At 73.9% G+C, this 18,150-nt stretch carries 13 protein-coding genes; 6 read left to right on the forward strand and 7 right to left on the reverse strand.

The features are described from left to right. Positions 1–4: 4 nt before the first annotated feature. The 5 genes from HBO46_RS05345 to HBO46_RS05365 are packed head-to-tail and all read right to left on the reverse strand — an operon-like array spanning position 5 to position 5,379. A complete protein-coding gene (locus HBO46_RS05345) occupies positions 5–1,033 on the reverse strand; it encodes an ABC transporter ATP-binding protein (protein WP_166140022.1) in 1,029 nt (342 codons plus the stop codon). Beyond that, positions 1,030–2,022 (reverse strand): ABC transporter ATP-binding protein, encoded by a 993-nt coding sequence (locus HBO46_RS05350; protein WP_166140021.1) that lies wholly within the window; start codon positions 2,020–2,022, stop codon positions 1,030–1,032. The genes HBO46_RS05345 and HBO46_RS05350 overlap by 4 nt, the downstream gene beginning before the upstream one ends. Next, complete coding sequence (locus tag HBO46_RS05355) at positions 2,019–2,858, reverse strand: ABC transporter permease (RefSeq protein ID WP_166140020.1); 840 nt, start codon at positions 2,856–2,858, stop codon at positions 2,019–2,021. Before HBO46_RS05355 ends, HBO46_RS05350 begins: the two co-directional genes overlap by 4 nt. Next, entirely contained in the window at positions 2,855–3,835 is a 981-nt protein-coding gene (locus tag HBO46_RS05360; RefSeq protein WP_166140019.1) for an ABC transporter permease, read from the reverse strand. Before HBO46_RS05360 ends, HBO46_RS05355 begins: the two co-directional genes overlap by 4 nt. Continuing rightward, entirely contained in the window at positions 3,832–5,379 is a 1,548-nt protein-coding gene (locus HBO46_RS05365) for an ABC transporter substrate-binding protein (protein ID WP_166140018.1), read from the reverse strand. Before HBO46_RS05365 ends, HBO46_RS05360 begins: the two co-directional genes overlap by 4 nt. Before the next feature lie 161 nt (positions 5,380–5,540). Between HBO46_RS05365 and HBO46_RS05370 the strand changes: the two genes are divergently transcribed. Next, positions 5,541–6,857 carry an MFS transporter gene (locus tag HBO46_RS05370; protein WP_224769383.1) on the forward strand — a complete coding sequence of 439 codons (1,317 nt, stop codon included), beginning with the start codon at positions 5,541–5,543 and terminating at the stop codon, positions 6,855–6,857. Beyond that, positions 6,854–8,722, forward strand: a complete 1,869-nt coding sequence (locus tag HBO46_RS05375; protein WP_224769384.1) for a glycoside hydrolase family 2 protein — start codon at positions 6,854–6,856, stop codon at positions 8,720–8,722. The genes HBO46_RS05370 and HBO46_RS05375 overlap by 4 nt, the downstream gene beginning before the upstream one ends. A 1,172-nt stretch (positions 8,723–9,894) precedes the next feature. Here HBO46_RS05375 and HBO46_RS05380 read toward each other — a convergent pair. Both HBO46_RS05380 and HBO46_RS05385 read right to left on the reverse strand, forming a co-directional pair. Then, positions 9,895–11,193 (reverse strand): HNH endonuclease signature motif containing protein, encoded by a 1,299-nt coding sequence (locus HBO46_RS05380; protein ID WP_166140017.1) that lies wholly within the window; start codon positions 11,191–11,193, stop codon positions 9,895–9,897. A gap of 148 nt (positions 11,194–11,341) precedes the next feature. Beyond that, positions 11,342–12,814: an aminopeptidase P family protein gene (locus HBO46_RS05385; protein WP_224769385.1), complete on the reverse strand. Its 1,473-nt coding sequence runs from the start codon at positions 12,812–12,814 to the stop codon at positions 11,342–11,344. Between the two features lie 58 nt (positions 12,815–12,872). On the opposite strand from HBO46_RS05385, the gene HBO46_RS05390 reads away from it, so the two are divergent. From HBO46_RS05390 to HBO46_RS05405, 4 genes are all read left to right on the forward strand, one after another. Then, positions 12,873–13,994: a PrsW family intramembrane metalloprotease gene (locus HBO46_RS05390; protein WP_224769386.1), complete on the forward strand. Its 1,122-nt coding sequence runs from the start codon at positions 12,873–12,875 to the stop codon at positions 13,992–13,994. Continuing rightward, a complete protein-coding gene (locus HBO46_RS05395; protein ID WP_224769387.1) occupies positions 13,991–15,730 on the forward strand; it encodes a P-loop NTPase family protein in 1,740 nt (579 codons plus the stop codon). Before HBO46_RS05390 ends, HBO46_RS05395 begins: the two co-directional genes overlap by 4 nt. Positions 15,731–15,835: 105 nt before the next feature. Beyond that, positions 15,836–17,503, forward strand: a complete 1,668-nt coding sequence (locus tag HBO46_RS05400) for a YfjP family GTPase (RefSeq protein WP_166140015.1) — start codon at positions 15,836–15,838, stop codon at positions 17,501–17,503. 162 nt (positions 17,504–17,665) lie between these two features. Continuing rightward, entirely contained in the window at positions 17,666–18,121 is a 456-nt protein-coding gene (locus HBO46_RS05405) for a single-stranded DNA-binding protein (protein ID WP_166140014.1), read from the forward strand. The last annotated feature ends 29 nt before the right edge of the window (positions 18,122–18,150 follow it).

Raw genomic sequence — 18,150 nt, forward strand, 5'->3', positions numbered from 1 at the left:
CGGGTCAGCGCGCGGCAGCCGCCGTGTCCAAGGGGTCCGTGGGATAGGTGGGGCCCACCGGGTCGCCGGTCAGCAGGCAGGCGACCGGGTGGTCGGTGCCGTCGCGGCGTACGAGTGCGGGGGTCTCGGTGCGGCAGCGGTCCTCGGCCCGCCAGCACCGGGGCGCGAAGGCGCACCCGGTCGGCCGGTCGATCGGGCTCGGCGGCTCGCCCTGGAGGCGGATCCGCGCGGTGCTGTCGCGCTGGGCGGGGTCGGAGACGGGGATCGCCGAGACCAGCGCCTGGGTGTAGGGGTGCTGCGGGTTGCCGAGCACCTCCTCGACGCTGCCCTCCTCGACGATCCGGCCGAGGTACATGACCCCGATCCGGTCGGCGAGGTTGGCCACGACGCCGAGGTCGTGGGAGATGAACAGGTACGCCAGCCCGCGGCGGCGCTGGAGGTCGCGCAGCACGTTGATGACCTGCGCCTGCACCGAGGCGTCGAGCGCCGCGACCGGCTCGTCGAGCACGAGCAGGTCGGGACCCAGGGCGAGGGATCGGGCGATCACCACCCGCTGCCGCTGGCCCCCGGAGAGCTCGTGCGGGCGGCGGTCCAGCAGCTCCGCGCCCAGGCCGACCTCCTCCAGCAGCCCCGCGACCAGCGCGCGGTCGTGCGGGCGGCGCTGCACGCGCAGCGGCTCGGAGACCAGCGCCTGCACGGTGTACGCCGCGTCCAGGGAGGAGTACGGGTCCTGGAAGACCAGCTGGAAGCCCGGGCGCAGCGGGCGCAGCGCGCGGCGCGAGAGGTGGGTGACGTCGGTGCCGAGCACCTCGACCAGGCCGCCGGTGGGCTCGTGCAGCCGGGTCACGCACCGCGCGACCGACGACTTGCCGCAGCCCGACTCCCCGACGAGGGCGTAGGTCTCGCCGCGGCCGACGGCGAAGGACACCTCGTCCACCGCGTGCAGCGTCGTACGCCGCCGGCCGACGGTGACCGGGAAGGTCTTGCGCAGCCGCTCGACGCGCAGCACCGGGTCGCTCAGCTGGGCGCTCATCGGTGGGCTCCTTCCGGGGCGGGCAGGTGGCAGGCGGCCTCGTGCGCGGTGCCGCGCAGCTGCAGCACCGGCACCTGGGTGCGGCACACGTCGAGGGCCAGGGGGCAGCGCGGGTGGAACGCGCACCCGGCCGGGCGACCGGCGGGCAGCGGCGGCTGGCCACCGATGGCGGGCAGCGCGGCGCCGCGGGCGGCGAGATGCGGACGGCTGGCGAGCAGCCCGCGGGTGTAGGGGTGCTGGGGGTCGTCGAACAGCGTCTGCACGGGGCCCACCTCGACCACACCGCCGGCGTACATCACCGCGACCCGGTCGGCGATCTCGGCGACCAGGCCGAGGTCGTGGGTGATCAGCACGACCGCGGTGCCGAGGTCGTCGCGGGCGGTGCGCAGCAGGTCGAGCACCTGGGCCTGGATGGTGACGTCGAGCGCGGTGGTCGGCTCGTCAGCGATCACCAGCCTGGGCCGGTTGGCCAGCGCGACCGCGATCATCGCGCGCTGCTTCATGCCGCCGGAGAACTCGTGCGGGTACTGCCGGGCCCGCCGCTCCGGGTCCGGTACGCCGACGGCCGCGAGCCCCTCGACGGCGCGGGAGCGGGCCTCACGGCGCGACAGCCGCCGGTCGTGCAGCCGCAGGGTCTCCACGATGTGGTCCCCGACGCGCATCAGCGGGTCCAGGGCCTGGGCGGGGTCCTGGAAGACCATCCCGACCTCGCCGCCGCGGACCTCGCGCAGGCGGGCCTCGGAGGCGTCGAGCAGGTCCTCGCCGGCCCAGCGGACCCGGCCAGCGGTGGCCCGGACGCCGCCGGGCAGCAGCCCGAGCACCGAGCGCATGGTCAGGCTCTTGCCGGAGCCGGACTCGCCCACGAGGCCGAGCACCTCGCCGGGGCGGACCGCGAGGTCGACCTCGTCGACGATGCGCACCGGCGCCTGGGGGGAGCCGGTCTCGAGGCGCAGCCCGGAGATCTCGAGCAGGGGAGCGGGGGTGCTCATCGGGACTCCGTCCTGACGTCGAGCGCGTCGCGCAGGCCGTCGCCGAGCAGGTTGGTGAGCGCGACCGTGAGGGTGAGCGCGGCGCCGGGGAAGACCACCAGCCACCACGAGGTCTCCAGGTAGGCCCGCCCGTCGTTGAGCATGCTGCCCCACGACGCGGTCGGCGGGCGGACGCCGAGGCCGAGGAAGCTGAGCGCGCCCTCGATGACGACCAGGGTGCCCACGGTCAGGGTCCAGACCACGACGTTGGGCGGCAGCACGGTGCGCAGCACGTGGCGGCGCAGGATCCAGGTGTCGCCGGCGCCCATGCCGATCGCGGCCTGCACGTAGTCCTCACCACGCAGCGAGGCGGTGGCCGCCCGGGTGATCGCGGTCGGAGTGACCCAGGCCGCGACGGCGAGCAGCACGACCAGCACGGTCAGGTCCGAGCCGACCACGGCGACGGTGGCGATGGCCAGCACCAGGAACGGGAAGGCGAGCCACACGTTGCCGGCCTCGGTGATGACCCGGTCCACCCAGCCGCCGCGGTAGCCGGCGAGCAGCCCGAGCAGGATGCCGAGCACGCTCGCCGCGGTGGCGGCGACGAAGCCGACCAGCAGCGAGACGCGGCCGCCGTGCAGGGTGCGCGCGGTGATGTCGCGCCCGAGGTGATCGGTGCCCAGCAGGTGCTCGCTCGTCCCGCCGGCCATCCAGGCCGGCGGGACCAGGCGCTGGGAGAGGGTCTGGGTGTTGGGGTCGTGGTCGGTGAGCAGCCCCGGGAAGGTCACCAGGACCAGCACCACGAGCAGGCCGCCGAGCCCGACGGCCACCGCCGGGCGACGCAGCAAGCGGCTCATGCCTCCCTCCTCATGCGGGGGTCGATGCGGTGCAGCAGCAGGTCGCCGGCGGCGCTGATGAGCACCACGAGCACCGCGATCACGAAGACCGTCGCCTGCACGACGGGGTAGTCGCGGCGGAAGATCGAGTCGACCAGCTGACGCCCGACGCCGTCGTAGGCGAAGAGCGACTCCACGATCACCGCCCCGGAGATCAGGTGCGCGACCTCGATGGTGATGAACGCGGTCAGCGGCACCAGGGCGTTGCGCAGCGCGTGGTGCCACAGCACCCGGCGCCGGGTGGCGCCGCGGGCCAGGGCGGCGCCGGTGAACTCCTGGCCGAGCGCCTGGAGCACCCCCGAGCGGGTCAGCCGCACGATCCGGGCGATGGTGAACGCCGCCAGCGTGGCCACCGGCAGCACCACGTGCGCCGGGGTGCCGGAGCCGTACGTCGGCAGCCAGCCGAGCTGGAGGCCGAGCAGGAGCAGCAGCAGGATGCCGAGCAGGAAGCTCGGGATCGCCTGCAGCAGCGCGGCCAGCAGCGACAGCAGCCGCCCCGTCGTACGCCGGTGGCGGGCCGCGGCCAGCACGCCGAGGGGTACGCCGACCAGCGTCGAGACCACGATCGTGATCGCGGCCAGCAGCAGGGTCGCGGGCATCCGCTCCAGCACCAGCGCGAGCGCGGGCTGGTCGGTGAGCAGCGAGCGCCCGAAGTCCAGACGGGCGGTGTCGGCGAGGAACTGGGCGTACTGCGTCAACAGCGGCTGGTCCAGGCCCAGGGACACCCGCACCTGCGCGACCTGCTCGTCGGTCGCCCCCGCGCCGGCGATCACCGCGGCGGGGTCGCCGGAGAGACGCAGCAGGAAGAACAGGATGGTGAGGATGCCGAGGGTGACCACCAGCAGGCGCAGCACCCAGAGCGCGATCGTGCGCAGCACGCCACCGGCGGCGGCGGGGGCCCGGACCTCCGCCGCCTCCGGGGTGGCGAGGTCGCTCATGCGGAGCGGACGACCTTCTGCAGGTTGATCAGGGACTCACCGTCGAGGCTCAGGTCGACGTCGCGGGCGTGCACGTAGGCGAGCTTGGGCCAGCCGAGGAACAGCACGCCGGCCTCCTCGTTGAGCAGCGCGGCCATCTCCTGGATGGTCGCCGCGCGCTTGTCCTCGTCGAGCTCGACGGTGGCGTCCTGGTAGAGCTCGGGGTAGCGCGGGTTCTCGAAGTGCAGCTGGGTGCCGGGCGGCTGCGGGCCGAAGCGGGTGACGCTCAGGATGTCCTGGAGGTCGAAGTAGTCGGTCTGCCAGTACACGAGCGGGAACTCGCTCTTGCTGAGCAGGGTGCCCAGGAAGGCGGACAGGTCCTGCAGCTCCACCCGGCTCTTGACCCCGATCGCCTCGAGGTAGCCGACCACGATCTCGGCCTGGGCCTTGAAGAACGCCGTGGTGACGATCGGGAGCTCGAGGTCCTTGACGCCGGCCTCGGCCAGCAGCGCCTTGGCGCCGTCCGGGTCGTAGGGGAAGCCCTCGAGGCTGTCGTCGTAGCCGAGGTAGCCGGGCTGGAGCAGCTGCCCGGTGCTGACCTCGCCGTACCCGCCGAGACCGACCTCGACGAACTCCTCGTGGTTGATCGCCATGTTGAGCGCCCGGCGCACCCGCGGGTCGGCCAGCGCCGGCTCGGCGTCGGGGATCAGCGAGCAGATCGCGCAGGACCCGGCGCTGGGCGTCTCGAGGTCGAGGGTGCCCTGGAGCTGGGCGACCTGGTCGGGCGCGAGGCCGAAGGCGGTGTCGACCTCGCCGGCGCGGGCGGCGATCGCCAGCGAGCTGGGGTCGCTGATCGCGACGAGGGTGGCGGTGGCGATGCTCTCGGAGGGCTGCCAGGCGTCGTCGTAACGCTCGAGCTCGACCTCTTGGTCGGGCTTGTAGCCGACCACGCGGAACGGGCCGGTGCCCGAGATGGTCTCCACCGTGACCTCCTTGCCGATCATGGCGGGGTCGACGATGTCGATCATGGTGAGCCGGTTGAGCAGGATCGGGTCGGGCGCGGAGGTGATCACCCGCACCGTCTGCGCGTCGACGACCTCGACCTTGCTGATCGGGCCGAGCCGGCCGACCAGCAGCGAGTACGCCGGGTCGCCGGACAGGATCCGCTCCACGTTGGCCTTGACGGCCTTCGCGTCGAAGGTGCCGCCGCTGTGGAAGGTGACGCCCTCGCGCAGCGTCAGCTCGAGGGTGGTGTCGTCCACCCGGGTCCAGTCGGTGGCCAGCGAGGCGACGATCTTGCCGTCGCCGTCGAAGTCGACCAGGGAGTCGAAGACGTTGATCGCGTAGGTGCGCCCGACGTTCGAGGTCGCGGCGTGTGGGTCGATGGCGCTGGTGATCGCGGTCGACCCGAGGGTGATCGCCGCGGTGGTCAGCGCGGCGCCGCCCCCACCACCGGTGCCGGTGCCCTCGTCGGTGCTGCAGCTGGCCAGGGACCAGGCGGCCACGGCGCCGAGCCCGAGGCCCATCAGGCCACGTCGGGTCAGGGCAGGAGTGATGTCAGGCATGGGGATCCCCTCGGTCCGGACGCGTTCCGCCCTGCGGAACACCGTCAGTAGGTGTATATGATCGTAGGACATGGATCACGTTCGGTCCGGGACTCCCGCTACGCGAGATCCGGTGGCGGCGTCGCGGACCGGGTGTCCGGATGATGGCCTAGGGTCCGCTCGTGACCGGACGTCGCTGGACCCTCGTCGTGGTGCTCGGCCTCGCCGGTCAACTCGCCTGGACGGTCGAGAACATGTACCTCAACGTCTTCGTCCACGAGACCATCACCGACGACCCCACGGTGATCGCGGTGCTGGTGGCGGCGAGCGCGGTCACCGCGACGCTGGCGACGCTGCTGGTCGGCGCGGCGTCCGACCGGGTCGGCAGGCGTCGCCCGTTCATCGCCGTCGGGTACGTCGCGTGGGGGCTCACCACCGCCGGGTTCGGACTGGTCAGCGCGGACGCCGTGGCGACCTGGGCGCCGGCCGGCCAGGCGGTGGCGGTGGCGGTCGTCGCCGTGGTGGTGCTGGACTGCCTGATGTCCTTCCTCGGCGCGGGCGCCAACGACGCGGCGTACCAGGCCTGGGTCACCGACGTGACGCGTCCCGCCGAGCGGGGCCGGGTCGAGGGCGTGATCGCGATGCTCGCGCTGGTCGCGATGCTCCTGGTCTTCGGTGGCCTCGACGGGCTGACCCAGGACGGGCGCTGGCGGGTGTTCTTCCTCGTCGTGGGGCTCACCGTGGCGGCGGTCGGCGTGCTCGCCTGGTTCACGGTGCGGGACTCGCCCGTGCTCACCCGCAGCCCGGACGGCTACCTGGCCTCGGTGCTGCACGGCCTGCGGCCGGCGGCGGCGCGGGCGAACCCGGCCCTCTACCTCGCGCTCGGCATGTGGGCGGTCGCCGGGATCGCGACCCAGGTCTACCTGCCGTTCCTGATCGTCTACCTCGACAAGGCGCTGCGCCTGGACTCCTACCCGCTGGTGCTCGCCGTGGTGCTGAGCGGGGCGTGCGTGGTCAGCGTGCTCGGCGGGCGGCTCATCGACCGGTTCGGCAAGCTGCGTGCGGTGCTGCCCGCGACCGGGCTGTACGCCGTCGGGCTGCTGGCGATGTATCCCGCCCGCGGCCCTGCGGGGGTGATCGCCGCCGGGCTGGTCACGATCAGCGCGATGATGCTGGTGCTGGCCGCGGTGGGCTCGTTCGTGCGCGACCGCACCCCGCCGGACCGGGCCGGGCAGGTGCAGGGGCTGCGGATGGTCTTCGCGGTGCTGATCCCGATGGTGATCGGCCCGTTCGTGGGGGCCGCGGTGATCCACGGATCCGGACGCACCTACACCGAGCTCGGGGAGGTCCGCCAGGTGCCGACGCCCGAGCTGTTCCCGGTGGCCGCACTGGTGCTCGCGCTGATGGTGCCGCTGCACCTCGCGGCCCGCCGCCGCGCAGCACTGCCGGTGCCCGGTGCCGGACCTGTCCCGACGACCACCGAGGAGGTGGGCGCGTGAGCCCGCCCCAGACCGACCCGCTGCTCACCAGGTGGGGTCGCGCGCTCGACCGCGACCACCCGCTGCCCGAGCACCCGCGCCCGCAGCTGGTGCGCCCGCGCTGGCACAACCTCAACGGCCGCTGGTCCCACGCGATCGTGCCCACCCCGCTCGAGGGCCCGGTGCCGGACGCCTGGGACGGCGAGATCGTGGTGCCGTTCTCCCCGGAGGCGCCGCTGTCCGGCGCCGCCCGTGGCCCCGGCGCCGACGAGACGCTCTGGTACGACCGCACCCTCACCCTGCCGGTCGCGGTGCGCCCGGGGCCGGGGGAGCGGGTGCTGCTCCACCTCGGCGCGGTCGACCAGGAGTGCCGGGTGCTCGCCGGGCCGCCCGGCGCCGAGCCGGTCGAGGTCGGCGCGCACGTCGGGGGCTACCTGCCGTTCAGCTGTGATGTCACCGACGCCCTCGCGGCCGACGGGTCGGTGCGCCTGCTCGTCGCGGTGCGCGACCGCACCGAGGCGGTGCCGCTGACCCGGGGCAAGCAGCGCACCGCGCGCGGCGGCATCTGGTACACCCCGCACTCCGGCATCTGGCAGACCGTCTGGGTGGAGACGGTGCCGGCGACCCACGTCGCGCGCCTCGACCTGGTGCCGCACCTGGTGGCCTCCGACCCGGCCGCCTCCACCGTCGAGGTCACCGTGCACGCGGCCGCCGGTTCCGATTCCGATGCCTCGGCCGAGGTGGAGGTGCTCGCCGAGGGTGCCGTCGTGGCCCGGGGTGCCGCGCGCCCCGGCGTACCGCTGCGGCTGGCGGTGCCGGACGCGCGCCCGTGGTCGCCGGAGGACCCGTTCCTCTACGACGTGCGGGTGCGGCTCGGTGCGGGGGAGACCGCCGATGAGGTGACCTCCTACGTCGGGATGCGCTCGGTCGGGATCGGGCCGGGCCCCGACGGGCGGCCCCGGCTGCTGCTCAACGGCGCGCCGTACTTCCACGCCGGCGTGCTCGACCAGGGCTACTGGCCCGACGGGCTGTGCACCCCGCCGTCGGACGAGGCGATGGTCCACGACATCACCGAGATGAAGCGGCTCGGGTTCACGATGCTGCGCAAGCACATCAAGGTCGAGCCGATGCGCTGGTACGCCCACTGCGACCGGATCGGGATGCTGGTGTGGCAGGACGCGGTCAACGGCGGTGGGGCCTACCGCGGAGAGGTGGTCACGGCGCCCGCGGTCGCGCCGTTCGTGCACCACCGGGACACCGGGCGGCGCGCGCACGCGCGGTTCGCCCGAGAGGACGCCGCGGGCCGGGCGGGGTTCGAGGCGGAGCTGCGCGCGATGGTCGAGCACCTGCGCAGCGTGCCCTCGATCGTGGCGTGGGTGCCGTTCAACGAGGGCTGGGGGCAGTTCGACGCGGTCCGGATCGCCGCGGAGGTGCGGCTGCTCGACCCGACCCGGATCATCGATCACGCCAGCGGCTGGCACGACCAGGGCGCCGGCGACCTGCGCAGCCTGCACGTCTACTTCCGCCGGTTCCGCACCCCGCGCTCGGTGCGGCTGCGCCGCGAGCCGCGGGTGCTGGCCCTGACCGAGTACGGCGGCTACGCGCTGCCGGTCCCGGGCCACGTCTGGGGGGAGCGCACCTTCGGCTACCGCAGGATGCGCACCACCGAGGATCTGCTCGCGGCCTTCGAGCGGCTCCACGACGACCAGCTCGTCCCGGCCGCGCGCCAGGGCCTGGCCGCGATCGTCTACACCCAGGTCAGCGACGTCGAGGACGAGCTCAACGGGCTGCTCACCTACGACCGCGAGGTCACCAAGCTGCCGGCCGAGCGGGTGCGTGCCGTGCTGGACCGGTTGCGGGCCGCGGCGGCGTCGGCCGGGGCGTAGGGCGGGCGGTCGCGAACCGAGCGGTCAGGGGGTGATCGTGACCGGGTACTCCAGGCGCTGGGTCGGGCCCCGGATGTCGAGGACGGCGAGGTAGTCACCGGGCGGCAACGGGTCGCCGTACTTGGTCCGTCGTCGGCAGGCGCCAACGCGTGTCGCCCCTCGGCGATCACGCAGCCCGGGTCCACGACCGTCTTCCCGGAGTCGTTCTCGATGATGGCGCGGCTGCGCAGCGTCCTGCCCTGCCGCACCGTCGTCGAGCGCAGCCGCAACGTGACGGAGAGGCCGTCGAACCGGCCCGGGGGATCGGTGTCCGGCGACTCGGCTGCCGGTGCGGTGGTCGCGCGCGCCGCGAGCGGCTCCTCAGCGGAGCACGCAGCCCCGACGACGAGGGTCAAGGAGGCAGCGGCGAGACCCACCGGGTGCCGGAAGCGGCGATGTGACAGGCCTGTGTGTGACGCCGCGGTTGGTCCGTCGGTTCCGCGCCGGAAACTGCCCGGGAGATGGTCGGAGTGAGCTGGCCGCTGGCCGAGCGACCCGCCGTTGGTCGAGCTCGGGATCTACTCGTCCGGCGGGTGGGCGGTGACGAGGCTCGTGGTGCCGTGGTCCTTGATCAGGTGGAGCGAGCCCGTGGGGTGAGCGCCAGAGGAAGGTCGCGGCGTTGGTCTTGTCGTAGGTCCAGTCGGCATGGGTCTTCGCTCGATGAGGGCGGTGGCACAACGGGCGCCTGATCGCCAGACCTCGTTGCCGACCTGCTCGAGGAGTCCCGGATCGGGCCGGGCACCGCAGCCATCGTGCTGTGTGCCTGGTCCCGTCCCGGCCGGATCCATTCCGCGGCAGCGTCGCGATGCTCGCCGGCGCCGCATTGATCCCGGACAGCGGCCAGACCACCGAGCGCTACCGGCGCAATCGCTACGGCGACCGCCAACTCAACCGCGCCCTGCACGCCGTCGCCCAGCGCAACGCCAACGCCAACCCACCCGCGACCACACCGCCCGCCGCGCGAGCGCAAGACCTCTGCGAGATTCGCCGCGGCCTCAGGCGCGACCTCGCCGGCGATCTCTACCGACGCCTCGAAAACCCCTGGCCCCCACCCCTTGACCAGACAGAGGACCGTCCCCACGCAGCGGTGTGGCCCCGCCGGCAGGGTGCCGGCGGGGTCCGGGGCGGTGGATCTACTCGTCCGGCGGGTGTGCGGTGACGAGACGGGTGGTGCCGTGGTCCTTGATGAGGTGCAGCCCGTGGGGTGATCGCCAGAGATACGTCGCGGCGTCGGTCTTGTCGTAGGTCCACGCCGTGTGGGTCTTGGCGCGGTGGTGTCGGCGGCAAAGCGGGGCGAGGTTGCACGAGCACGTCGGGCCTCCGTCGCCGTGGGCGGTGACGTGGTCGGTGTCGCAGCGTCGGGCGGGACGTTCGCACCACGGGAAGGCACAGACCGGCTGGGCCAGACGGGTCTGCTCGGCGAGGCGGTCGGGGATCGCGTAGGCGTCGGTGTGGTGGTGGGCCTCGAGGTCGATGACCGGCTTGATGACCACCTGGGTCTCGGATCCGCACCAGTCGCGGACCTGGGCGGTCGACACGATCGATCGGGTCTCCTCCACGTGGGCGATCCCGGCCTCGTCACGGGAGATCGCGGCGTGGGAGAGGTGGACGTGGATGACGACCTGCCGCGCCTTCACCACCGACGCTGCACCCTCACCTGCCTCCGCCCGCAGGTCGAACGCGAGCTGGCGCCGGGCCAGCTCACCGGCCGCCATCGAGCGACGCACGTCCACCGACTCGGTGACCCCGAGCGCGGCGAGCTCCTCGGCCCCCTGGGAGATCGCGGTGTCGAGGTCGATCGCGTCGGCAAGGTCGAGGACCCCCTCGACGTGGACGATGCCCTCGTGGGCGGCTTCGCGGGTGTGGACGTCGAAGCGGCGTCCGTCGGCCGCCTCGCGGCGCTCCTTCTCCGCGCCCTCGGGGTCGAAGGCGACGCGGGCCTGGTCGACGACCCGCTCGATCCCGGCCCAGCTGATCTTCCCCACGAATGCGGCGAGCTGGCGGTCCACGAAGTCGGCGCCCTCCCTCGGCAGGGAGGTGGTCAGCTGCGCGAGCCGCCGGGCCTTCCACAGCGGCACCTTGCCGGCGCGGACCAGGTTCCAGGTGCGCTTGAGCCGGTGCGCCAGCTCCAGCGCGTCACCCACCAGCGAACGGGCCGAGTCGGTGGACATGCCGAGCGCGGCGCCGAACTCCATGGGTGCGAACTCCGCCACCAGCGGGGCACCTTCACCTGCGAGTGGAACGGCGAGCTCCCCGAACGCCAGACCCGAGGCGGGCGCCTCGGCCACCGACTCCTCCGGGTGCATCGCCGCCCACACCAGAGCCGCCTCCAGGACGTCGATCTCCGCCCGCTGGGCGGCAGCCCGGCGGGACTGTGCGAACGCCAGCACGGCGGCTGGGGAGTCGCACTCGGGGAGCTCGGAGTCGGCCATGCCTCATCTTACTCGAACGCACGTTCGAGAAAAAGGGCTTGGGTGGAACTCGAAGGTAAAGACTTCCGCGACCTGGTGGCCCGTCGCCCGTGCTCTCGACGAGCCCGACCAGCGGCTGCCACTCGACCGACGGCAGCGACCGACCCGCTCAGCTCTGGTGCTGCCCCATCCACGCCTCGACGTCGTCGGCGGCGCGGGGGAGGGCGGCGGAGAGGTTCACCGGGCCGTCGGCGCCGACCAGGATGTCGTCCTCGATGCGGATGCCGATGCCGCGCAGCTCCTCGGGGACGAGCAGGTCGTCCTCCTGGAAGTACAGGCCCGGCTCGACGGTGAGGACCATGCCCTCGGCGAGGTCGCCCTTGGGGTAGACGTCGGCGCTGGCGGCGCCGCAGTCGTGCACGTCCATGCCGAGCATGTGGCTGGTGCCGTGCAGCGTCCAGCGGGCGTAGACGCGGCTGTCGGGGGAGAGCGCCTCCTCGGCGCTGACCGGCAGCAGCCCGAGGTCCTCCAGGCCGTGGGCCAGCACCGACATCGCGGCCTGGTGGGTGCCCTGGAACGGCGCGCCGGGCCGGACCGCCTCGATGCCTGCCTCCTGGGCGGCGAGCACCAGCTCGTAGAGGTCGCGCTGGAGCGGGGTGAAGTGCCCGGAGACCGGCAGGGTGCGGGTCACGTCGGCGGTGTAGAGGTTGCGTCCCTCGACGCCCATGTCGAGCAGCAGCAGCTCGCCGGGGACGATCGGGCCGTCGTTGTCGATCCAGTGCAGCGTGGTCGCGTGCCGACCGCCGCCGACGATCGAGTCGTAGCCGATGTCGTTGCCCATCGTGCGCGCGCGGCGGAAGAAGGTGCCCTCGATCCAGCGCTCGCCGTGCTCGAGGACCTGGGGCCACTCGCGCACGCAGTCCTCGAAGCCGAGCGTGGTCGCATCGCACGCGGCGCGCAGCTCCTCGATCTCCCAGGCGTCCTTGACCAGGCGCAGCTCGGAGACCACGCGCGCCAGGTCGGCGTCGAGCGCGGCGTCGCCGGCGATCAGGGCGTCGACGCGTGCGTCGATGCCGCGGTGCACCCGGGTCTTCGGGGCGTTGCCGCGGGTCAGGTCGTCGGCCAGCTGGTCGACGTGGCGCACCTCGATGCCCAGGGAGGAGGAGATCTCGTTGACCGAGGGGCGCCGGCCGGCCCACAGCTCGCCGTACTGGCGGTCGCGGAAGAACTCGTCGGTGTCGCGCGAGGAGCGCGGCCGGGCGTAGAGCACCGCCTCGTCATCGTGCAGGACCAGCACGGCGTCGCTGGTCTGGTTGCCGGAGAGGTAGGTGTGCGCGGTGTCGGCGCGGAAGCGGTAGTCGGTGTCGTTGGCGCGCACCTTGTAGGTCCCCGCGGGCAGCACCAGCCGCTCTCCGGGGAACATCGCGGTCAGGCGCGCGCGCCGCGCGGCGGCCCAGGGCGTGATCGGGTGCGGCGGCAGGTCCAGCTCGCGCTCGCCCCAGCCGGTGCGCATGAACGCGGCGTACGCCGCGGGCACGGCGGGGTCGTGGGACTCCGTGGCGGGAGCGGTCTCCGAAGGCGTCACGAGGGCGTCCGCAGCAGCGGTCTCGGGAGTGGTCACGGGGGGCGTCTGCTCGGTCACGAGTCGACTGTACGCCCGCGACCGGGGCTCCACGGCGGTTGGCCGATAGGCTGCGCCCGTGCAGGGAGCCCGTCGAGACAGTGTCGCCTTCACGGTCCTCGTGGCCGTGCTGGTCGCCGTCGGCGCCCTCGTCATGCTGCTGCTCATCGCCCTCTCCGGAGCACCGAGCACGCTGGCCCTGGCGACGGTGCTCGCCGCACTGCCGGTCGTGCCGCTCGTCATGTGCTACCTGTGGCTGGACCGCTACGAGCCCGAGCCCCGTGGGCTGCTCGTCGGGGCGCTGCTGTGGGGCTGCTTCGTGGCCACCGCGGCGGCGATCCTGCTCTCCGGCGTCGGCGGGCTGGTCGGCGGGTTCAGCGAGGCCGAGAACCTCGCGGTCCTGGCCCCGGTGACCGAGGAGGCCTGCAAGGGCCTGTTCCTGGTGCTGCTGCTGTGGTGGCGCCGCGCGGAGCTCGACGGCATCCTCGACGGGATCGTCTACGCCGGCATGGTCGGCATCGGCTTCGCCTTCACCGAGAACATCCTCTACCTCGCCGCGGCGTACAACGGGACCGACGGGCTCGGCCCCGGCGGCACCGAGGCGCTCACGGCGACGTTCGTCGTGCGCTGCCTGTTCAGCCCGTTCGCCCACCCGCTGTTCACGACCTTCATCGGCATCGGGGTCGGCATCGCGGTGGGCGCCCGCACCCGCGCACTGCGGGTCGCGGCACCGCTGGGCGGCTTCGTCCTGGCGGTGCTGGCCCACGGGCTGTGGAACGCCTCCACCGTCTACGGGATCGGCTCCTTCGCGCTGCTGTACATCGTCCTCGGCGTGCCCGCGCTGCTCGGCCTCGCGGCGTTGGCGATCTGGGCGCGCAGCGCCGAGCGCCGGATGCTCGCGGCGTCGCTGGGCGACGCGGCACAGCGCGGGCTGATCCCCGCCACGGACATCGGCTGGGTGGTCGATCTCGGCGCCCGCCGACGGGCCCGCGCCTACGCCCGGGCGCACGGCGGATCCCGTGCGGAGCGGGCCATGCGCGACTATCAGCAGGCCGCTGTCGAGCTCGGATTCCTGCACCACCGTTACCTGCGCGGCACACCGCCGCCTGACTTCGCCGTGCGAGGTCAGCACTACGTTGCGAGAATCGGTGCCGTGCGCCCGTTCATCGCCTTTCCCGGACAGGTGGTACCCACCCGATGACCCCCTCCTCGCCCTCCCTCTGGCTCGACGAGAGCTCCTCCGAGGGCGTCCGCATGGTGACCGCGCTCGTGCGGTTGCGCGGCGCCCTCCAGGCGGCCGTGCTGCCGCTCGACCTCGCCGGTGTCGAGGGACCCCGAGCGGTACGCCGCGAGCTCGTCGACCAGCTCGAGGACTACGTCATCCCGCGGATGACGACGCTCGAGGCGCCGATGCTCGTCGTCGTGGGCGGCTCGACCGGCGCGGGCAAGTCCACGCTCGTGAACTCCCTGGTCGGGCGCCGGGTCACCGAGCCCGGCGTGCTGCGACCGACCACCCGCTCCGCGGTGCTGGTCCACCACCCCGACGACGCCGAGTGGTTCGGCCAGGACCGGCTGCTGCCGGACCTGCGCCGCGTCGAGGCCCCCACCAAGGACCACGATGCGCTGCAGCTCGTGGCCGACGCCAGCGTGCCCCGGGGCCTCGCGATCATCGACGCCCCCGACGTCGACTCGGTGGAGAAGCACAACCGCGAGCTGGCGACCCAGCTGTTGGCGGCGGCCGACATGTGGCTCTTCGTCACCTCCGCCGCGCGCTACGCCGACCAGGTCCCGTGGGAGCACCTCAAGCAGGCGGCCGCGCGCTCGATCGCTGTCGCGATCGTGCTCGACCGCACCGCCCCCGACGCGGTGTCGACGGTCTCCACGCACCTCGCGCGGATGCTGGCCTCGCGCGGGCTCAAGGACTCCCCGCTCTTCGTGGTCCACGAGGGCCAGGTCGACGAGGAGGGTCTGCTGCCCGCGGGTGCGGTCGCGGACATCCGCGGCTGGCTGGACTCGCTGGCCCGCGACGTGGACGCCCGCGGCGGCGTGGTGCGCCAGACGATGGAGGGCACCGTGAAGGCCCTCACCCACCAGCTGCACCCGGTCGCCGACGCGGTCGCCCAGCAGGCCGAGGCCGTCGCCGAGCTGCGCGAGGCGGTCGACACGACGTACGAGCAGGCGGCGGACGAGCTCGTCGCCGCCGCCGGCGACGGGACGCTGCTGCGCGGCGACCTGCTGGCGGGCTGGCAGGAGTTCGTCGGCACCGGCGAGCTGCTGCGCACCCTCGAGGACAAGGTCGGCTGGTTGCGCGAGCGGCTGGTCAGCGCCGTGAAGGGCAAGCCCCAGCAGGCCGAGCAGGTCAGCGAGGCCGTCGAGACCGCGCTGGGCAGCCTCGTGCTCGCCCACGCCGAGCTCGCCGCCACCCGCGCCGCCCAGGCGTGGTCGGCGCACCCCGCCGGCCCCGGGCTGCTCGGCACCGAGGAGGGCGCGGCCCTGACCCGCCCGTCGGCCGAGCTGCGCCGCAACTGCGAGCGTGCCGTCCGCGACTGGCAGGCCGAGGTCACCGAGCTGGTCCGCACCGAGGGCGCCGACAAGCGCACCTCCGCGCGCTTCCTCGTCTACGGCGTCCCGGGTCTCTCCGTGGCGCTGATGGTGCTCACCCTGGACGGCGGCTCCACCGAGTCCGCCGGGCTGGGCCGGCGCCTGCTCGAGGCGGTGTTCGGCGCCGAGACCGTCGCGACCCTCGAACGGCGTTCGCGCGAGGGCCTCACCCCGCGGCTGCGTGCCCTGCTCGACGCGGAGGCGTCGCGCTGGCAGCAGCACCTGGAGTCCCTGGGCGTCACCACCGACGCGGCCGAACAGCTGCGTCAGGCCACCCGCCGCGTCGACGACGTCCGCTTCGGGCCCGCCACGCGCGGCGGCGAGGCCGGGGACTGACCCCTTGTCGAGCCGGGTGAACCCCTAGGCTTGATACCGGGACCGCGCGTACGCCGGTCCTTCCACCCCGGGCGCCGCCCGAGCAGCAAGACAGAGTTGGAGAAGATGACGTCGTCGTTGGACGAGCCCCAGGACCGGGCTGAGGAGCGGGTCGCCCCGGCACCTGCGAGCGGGTCCGGCACCGCCGCCAGGATCGCCGGCCTCGAGGCCGCCGCCACCGCGGCCGAGGGACGGCTCGACCCGACGCTGGTCGCCGAGGCGCACGCCGTGGTCACCCACGCCGCCGAGCGCACCCGGCTGTCGGCCGACCACACGGTGGTCGCGATCGCCGGCGCCACCGGATCGGGCAAGTCCTCGACCTTCAACGCGCTCACCGGGCTGGAGCTCTCCGCGGTCGGCGTACGCCGTCCCACCACGTCGTGGGCGACCGCGTGCGTGTGGGGCAGCGAAGGCGCGGCCGAGCTGCTGTCGTGGCTCGGCATCCCCGAGCGCCACCAGACCACCCGCGACTCGATGCTCGACACCCGTCGCGAGGACCACAGCCTCGACGGCGTCGTGCTGCTCGACCTGCCCGACCACGACTCCACGGAGGTCAGCCACCACCTCGAGGTCGACCGCCTGGTCTCCCACGCCGACCTGCTGGTGTGGGTGCTGGACCCGCAGAAGTACGCCGACGCCGCGATCCACGATCGCTACCTCGAGCCGCTGCGCACCCACGACGAGGTCATGCTCGTGGTGCTCAACCACATCGACGTCGTCCCCGAGGAGCGGCGCGAGTCGCTCGTCGCCGACGTGCGCCGCCTGCTCGACGACGACGGGCTCCAGCGGGTCCCGGTCGTGCCGGTCAGCGCCCGCCAGGGCATCGGCATCGACGAGCTCCGCGCGGAGATCCGCCGCCGGGTCGAGGGCAAGCAGGCCACCCGCGCCCGCATCGAGGCCGACGTCGCGGCGATGGCCCAGCGCCTCGAGGCCGTCAGCGGCGACACCGAGCCGACCGCGCTCCCGCCGGCGCGGGTCGAGGCCTTCGAGGACGCACTGGTGGAGGCGGCCGGTGTCCCCACCGTCGTCGACGCCGTCGAGCGCTCCACCCGCCTGCGCGCCGCCCGGGCGACCGGCTGGCCGGTCGTCTCCTGGGTGAGCGCGCTGCGCCCCGACCCGCTGACCAAGCTGGGCCTCGACCTGGGCGAGGCCGGTCCCGCGCTCCGCGGCGAGCAGCCCGCGCAGCCGGCCACGGCGCCGGTGCAGCGCACCCGCGTGGACACCGAGGTCCGGGCCCTGGTCGACGTCGCCTCCGAGGGCATGTCGCACGCCTGGGCGGGCGCCGTACGACGCGAGCCGGTCGCGAACATCCCCGTGCTCGCCGACCGCCTCGACTCCGCGCTGGCCGCGACCGACCTGGGCGTCAGCCGACTGCCCGGCTGGGTGTCGGCCGTCCGGGTCCTGCAGTGGCTGCTGCTCCTCGGCGCCGTTGGCGGCGGGGTGTGGGCGGTCCTGGCCGCGACCGGCGTGACCGGTGACGCCCCCGAGGTCGCGGGCATCCAGGTCCCGCTGGTGCTGCTGGTCGCCGGCCTGGTCCTGGGCGTCGTGCTGGCCCTGGTCTGTCGCCCCCTGGTCGCCGGCGCCGCCCGCAAGCGCGCCGCAGAGGCCGAGGACCGGTTGCGCGGCGCCGTCTCGCAGGTCGCCCGCGACCTGGTGGTCGGCCCGATCGAGACCGAGCAGCACGCCTGCACGAAGGTGCACCGAGGGATCCTGGCCGCGCTCGGCCGGGACTGAGTCGCCCGCGCCTCACGGGGCTGGTCGCGTTGGCCCGACAACCCTCCACAGGTGCGCCGCGGTGCCGTCTCGTCCCCAGCCCTCTCGCCGGTGGACGCCAGGCGTCGGTGCCGCGCCCGAGCCTCGGTGGTGGAAGCCATCCACCGAGGCAAGGAGCAGCCCATGCACGACACCGTCATCACCCTGCGCGGCCGGTTGGGCGGGGACGTGACAGTCCGCGCCGCGGGCGAGGCCCAGGTGGCCTCGTTCCGGGTGGCCTGCACCCCGCGCCGCTACCACCGCCGCAGCGACACCTGGGTCGACGGCGACACCCAGTGGTACTCCGTCAACGCCTGGCGGGCCCTCGGCGAGAACTGCGCCCGCTCGCTGCGGCGCGGTGACCCGGTCGTGGTCCACGGCCGCCTCGAGATCCGCACCTGGACCAACCAGGCGGGCGAGGAGGTGACCAGCCTCGAGGTCGAGGCGACGTCGGTCGGCCACGACCTGGGGCGGGGGACCACCCGGTTCGCCCGCACCCCGCGGCCCGTGGAGGACGCCACGCCTCTGCCCCCGGAGGTCGGGGTGGTCGAGCGCGCGGAGGACGAGCCGCCCGCCCAGGACCGCTCGCCGGCGGCGTAGGCGCGCGCCCGTTCGGGCCGGCGCGACGC

It is taken from the genome of Nocardioides ochotonae (assembly GCF_011420305.2).
In the GTDB taxonomy this organism is placed as follows: Bacteria; Actinomycetota; Actinomycetes; order Propionibacteriales; family Nocardioidaceae; genus Nocardioides; species Nocardioides ochotonae.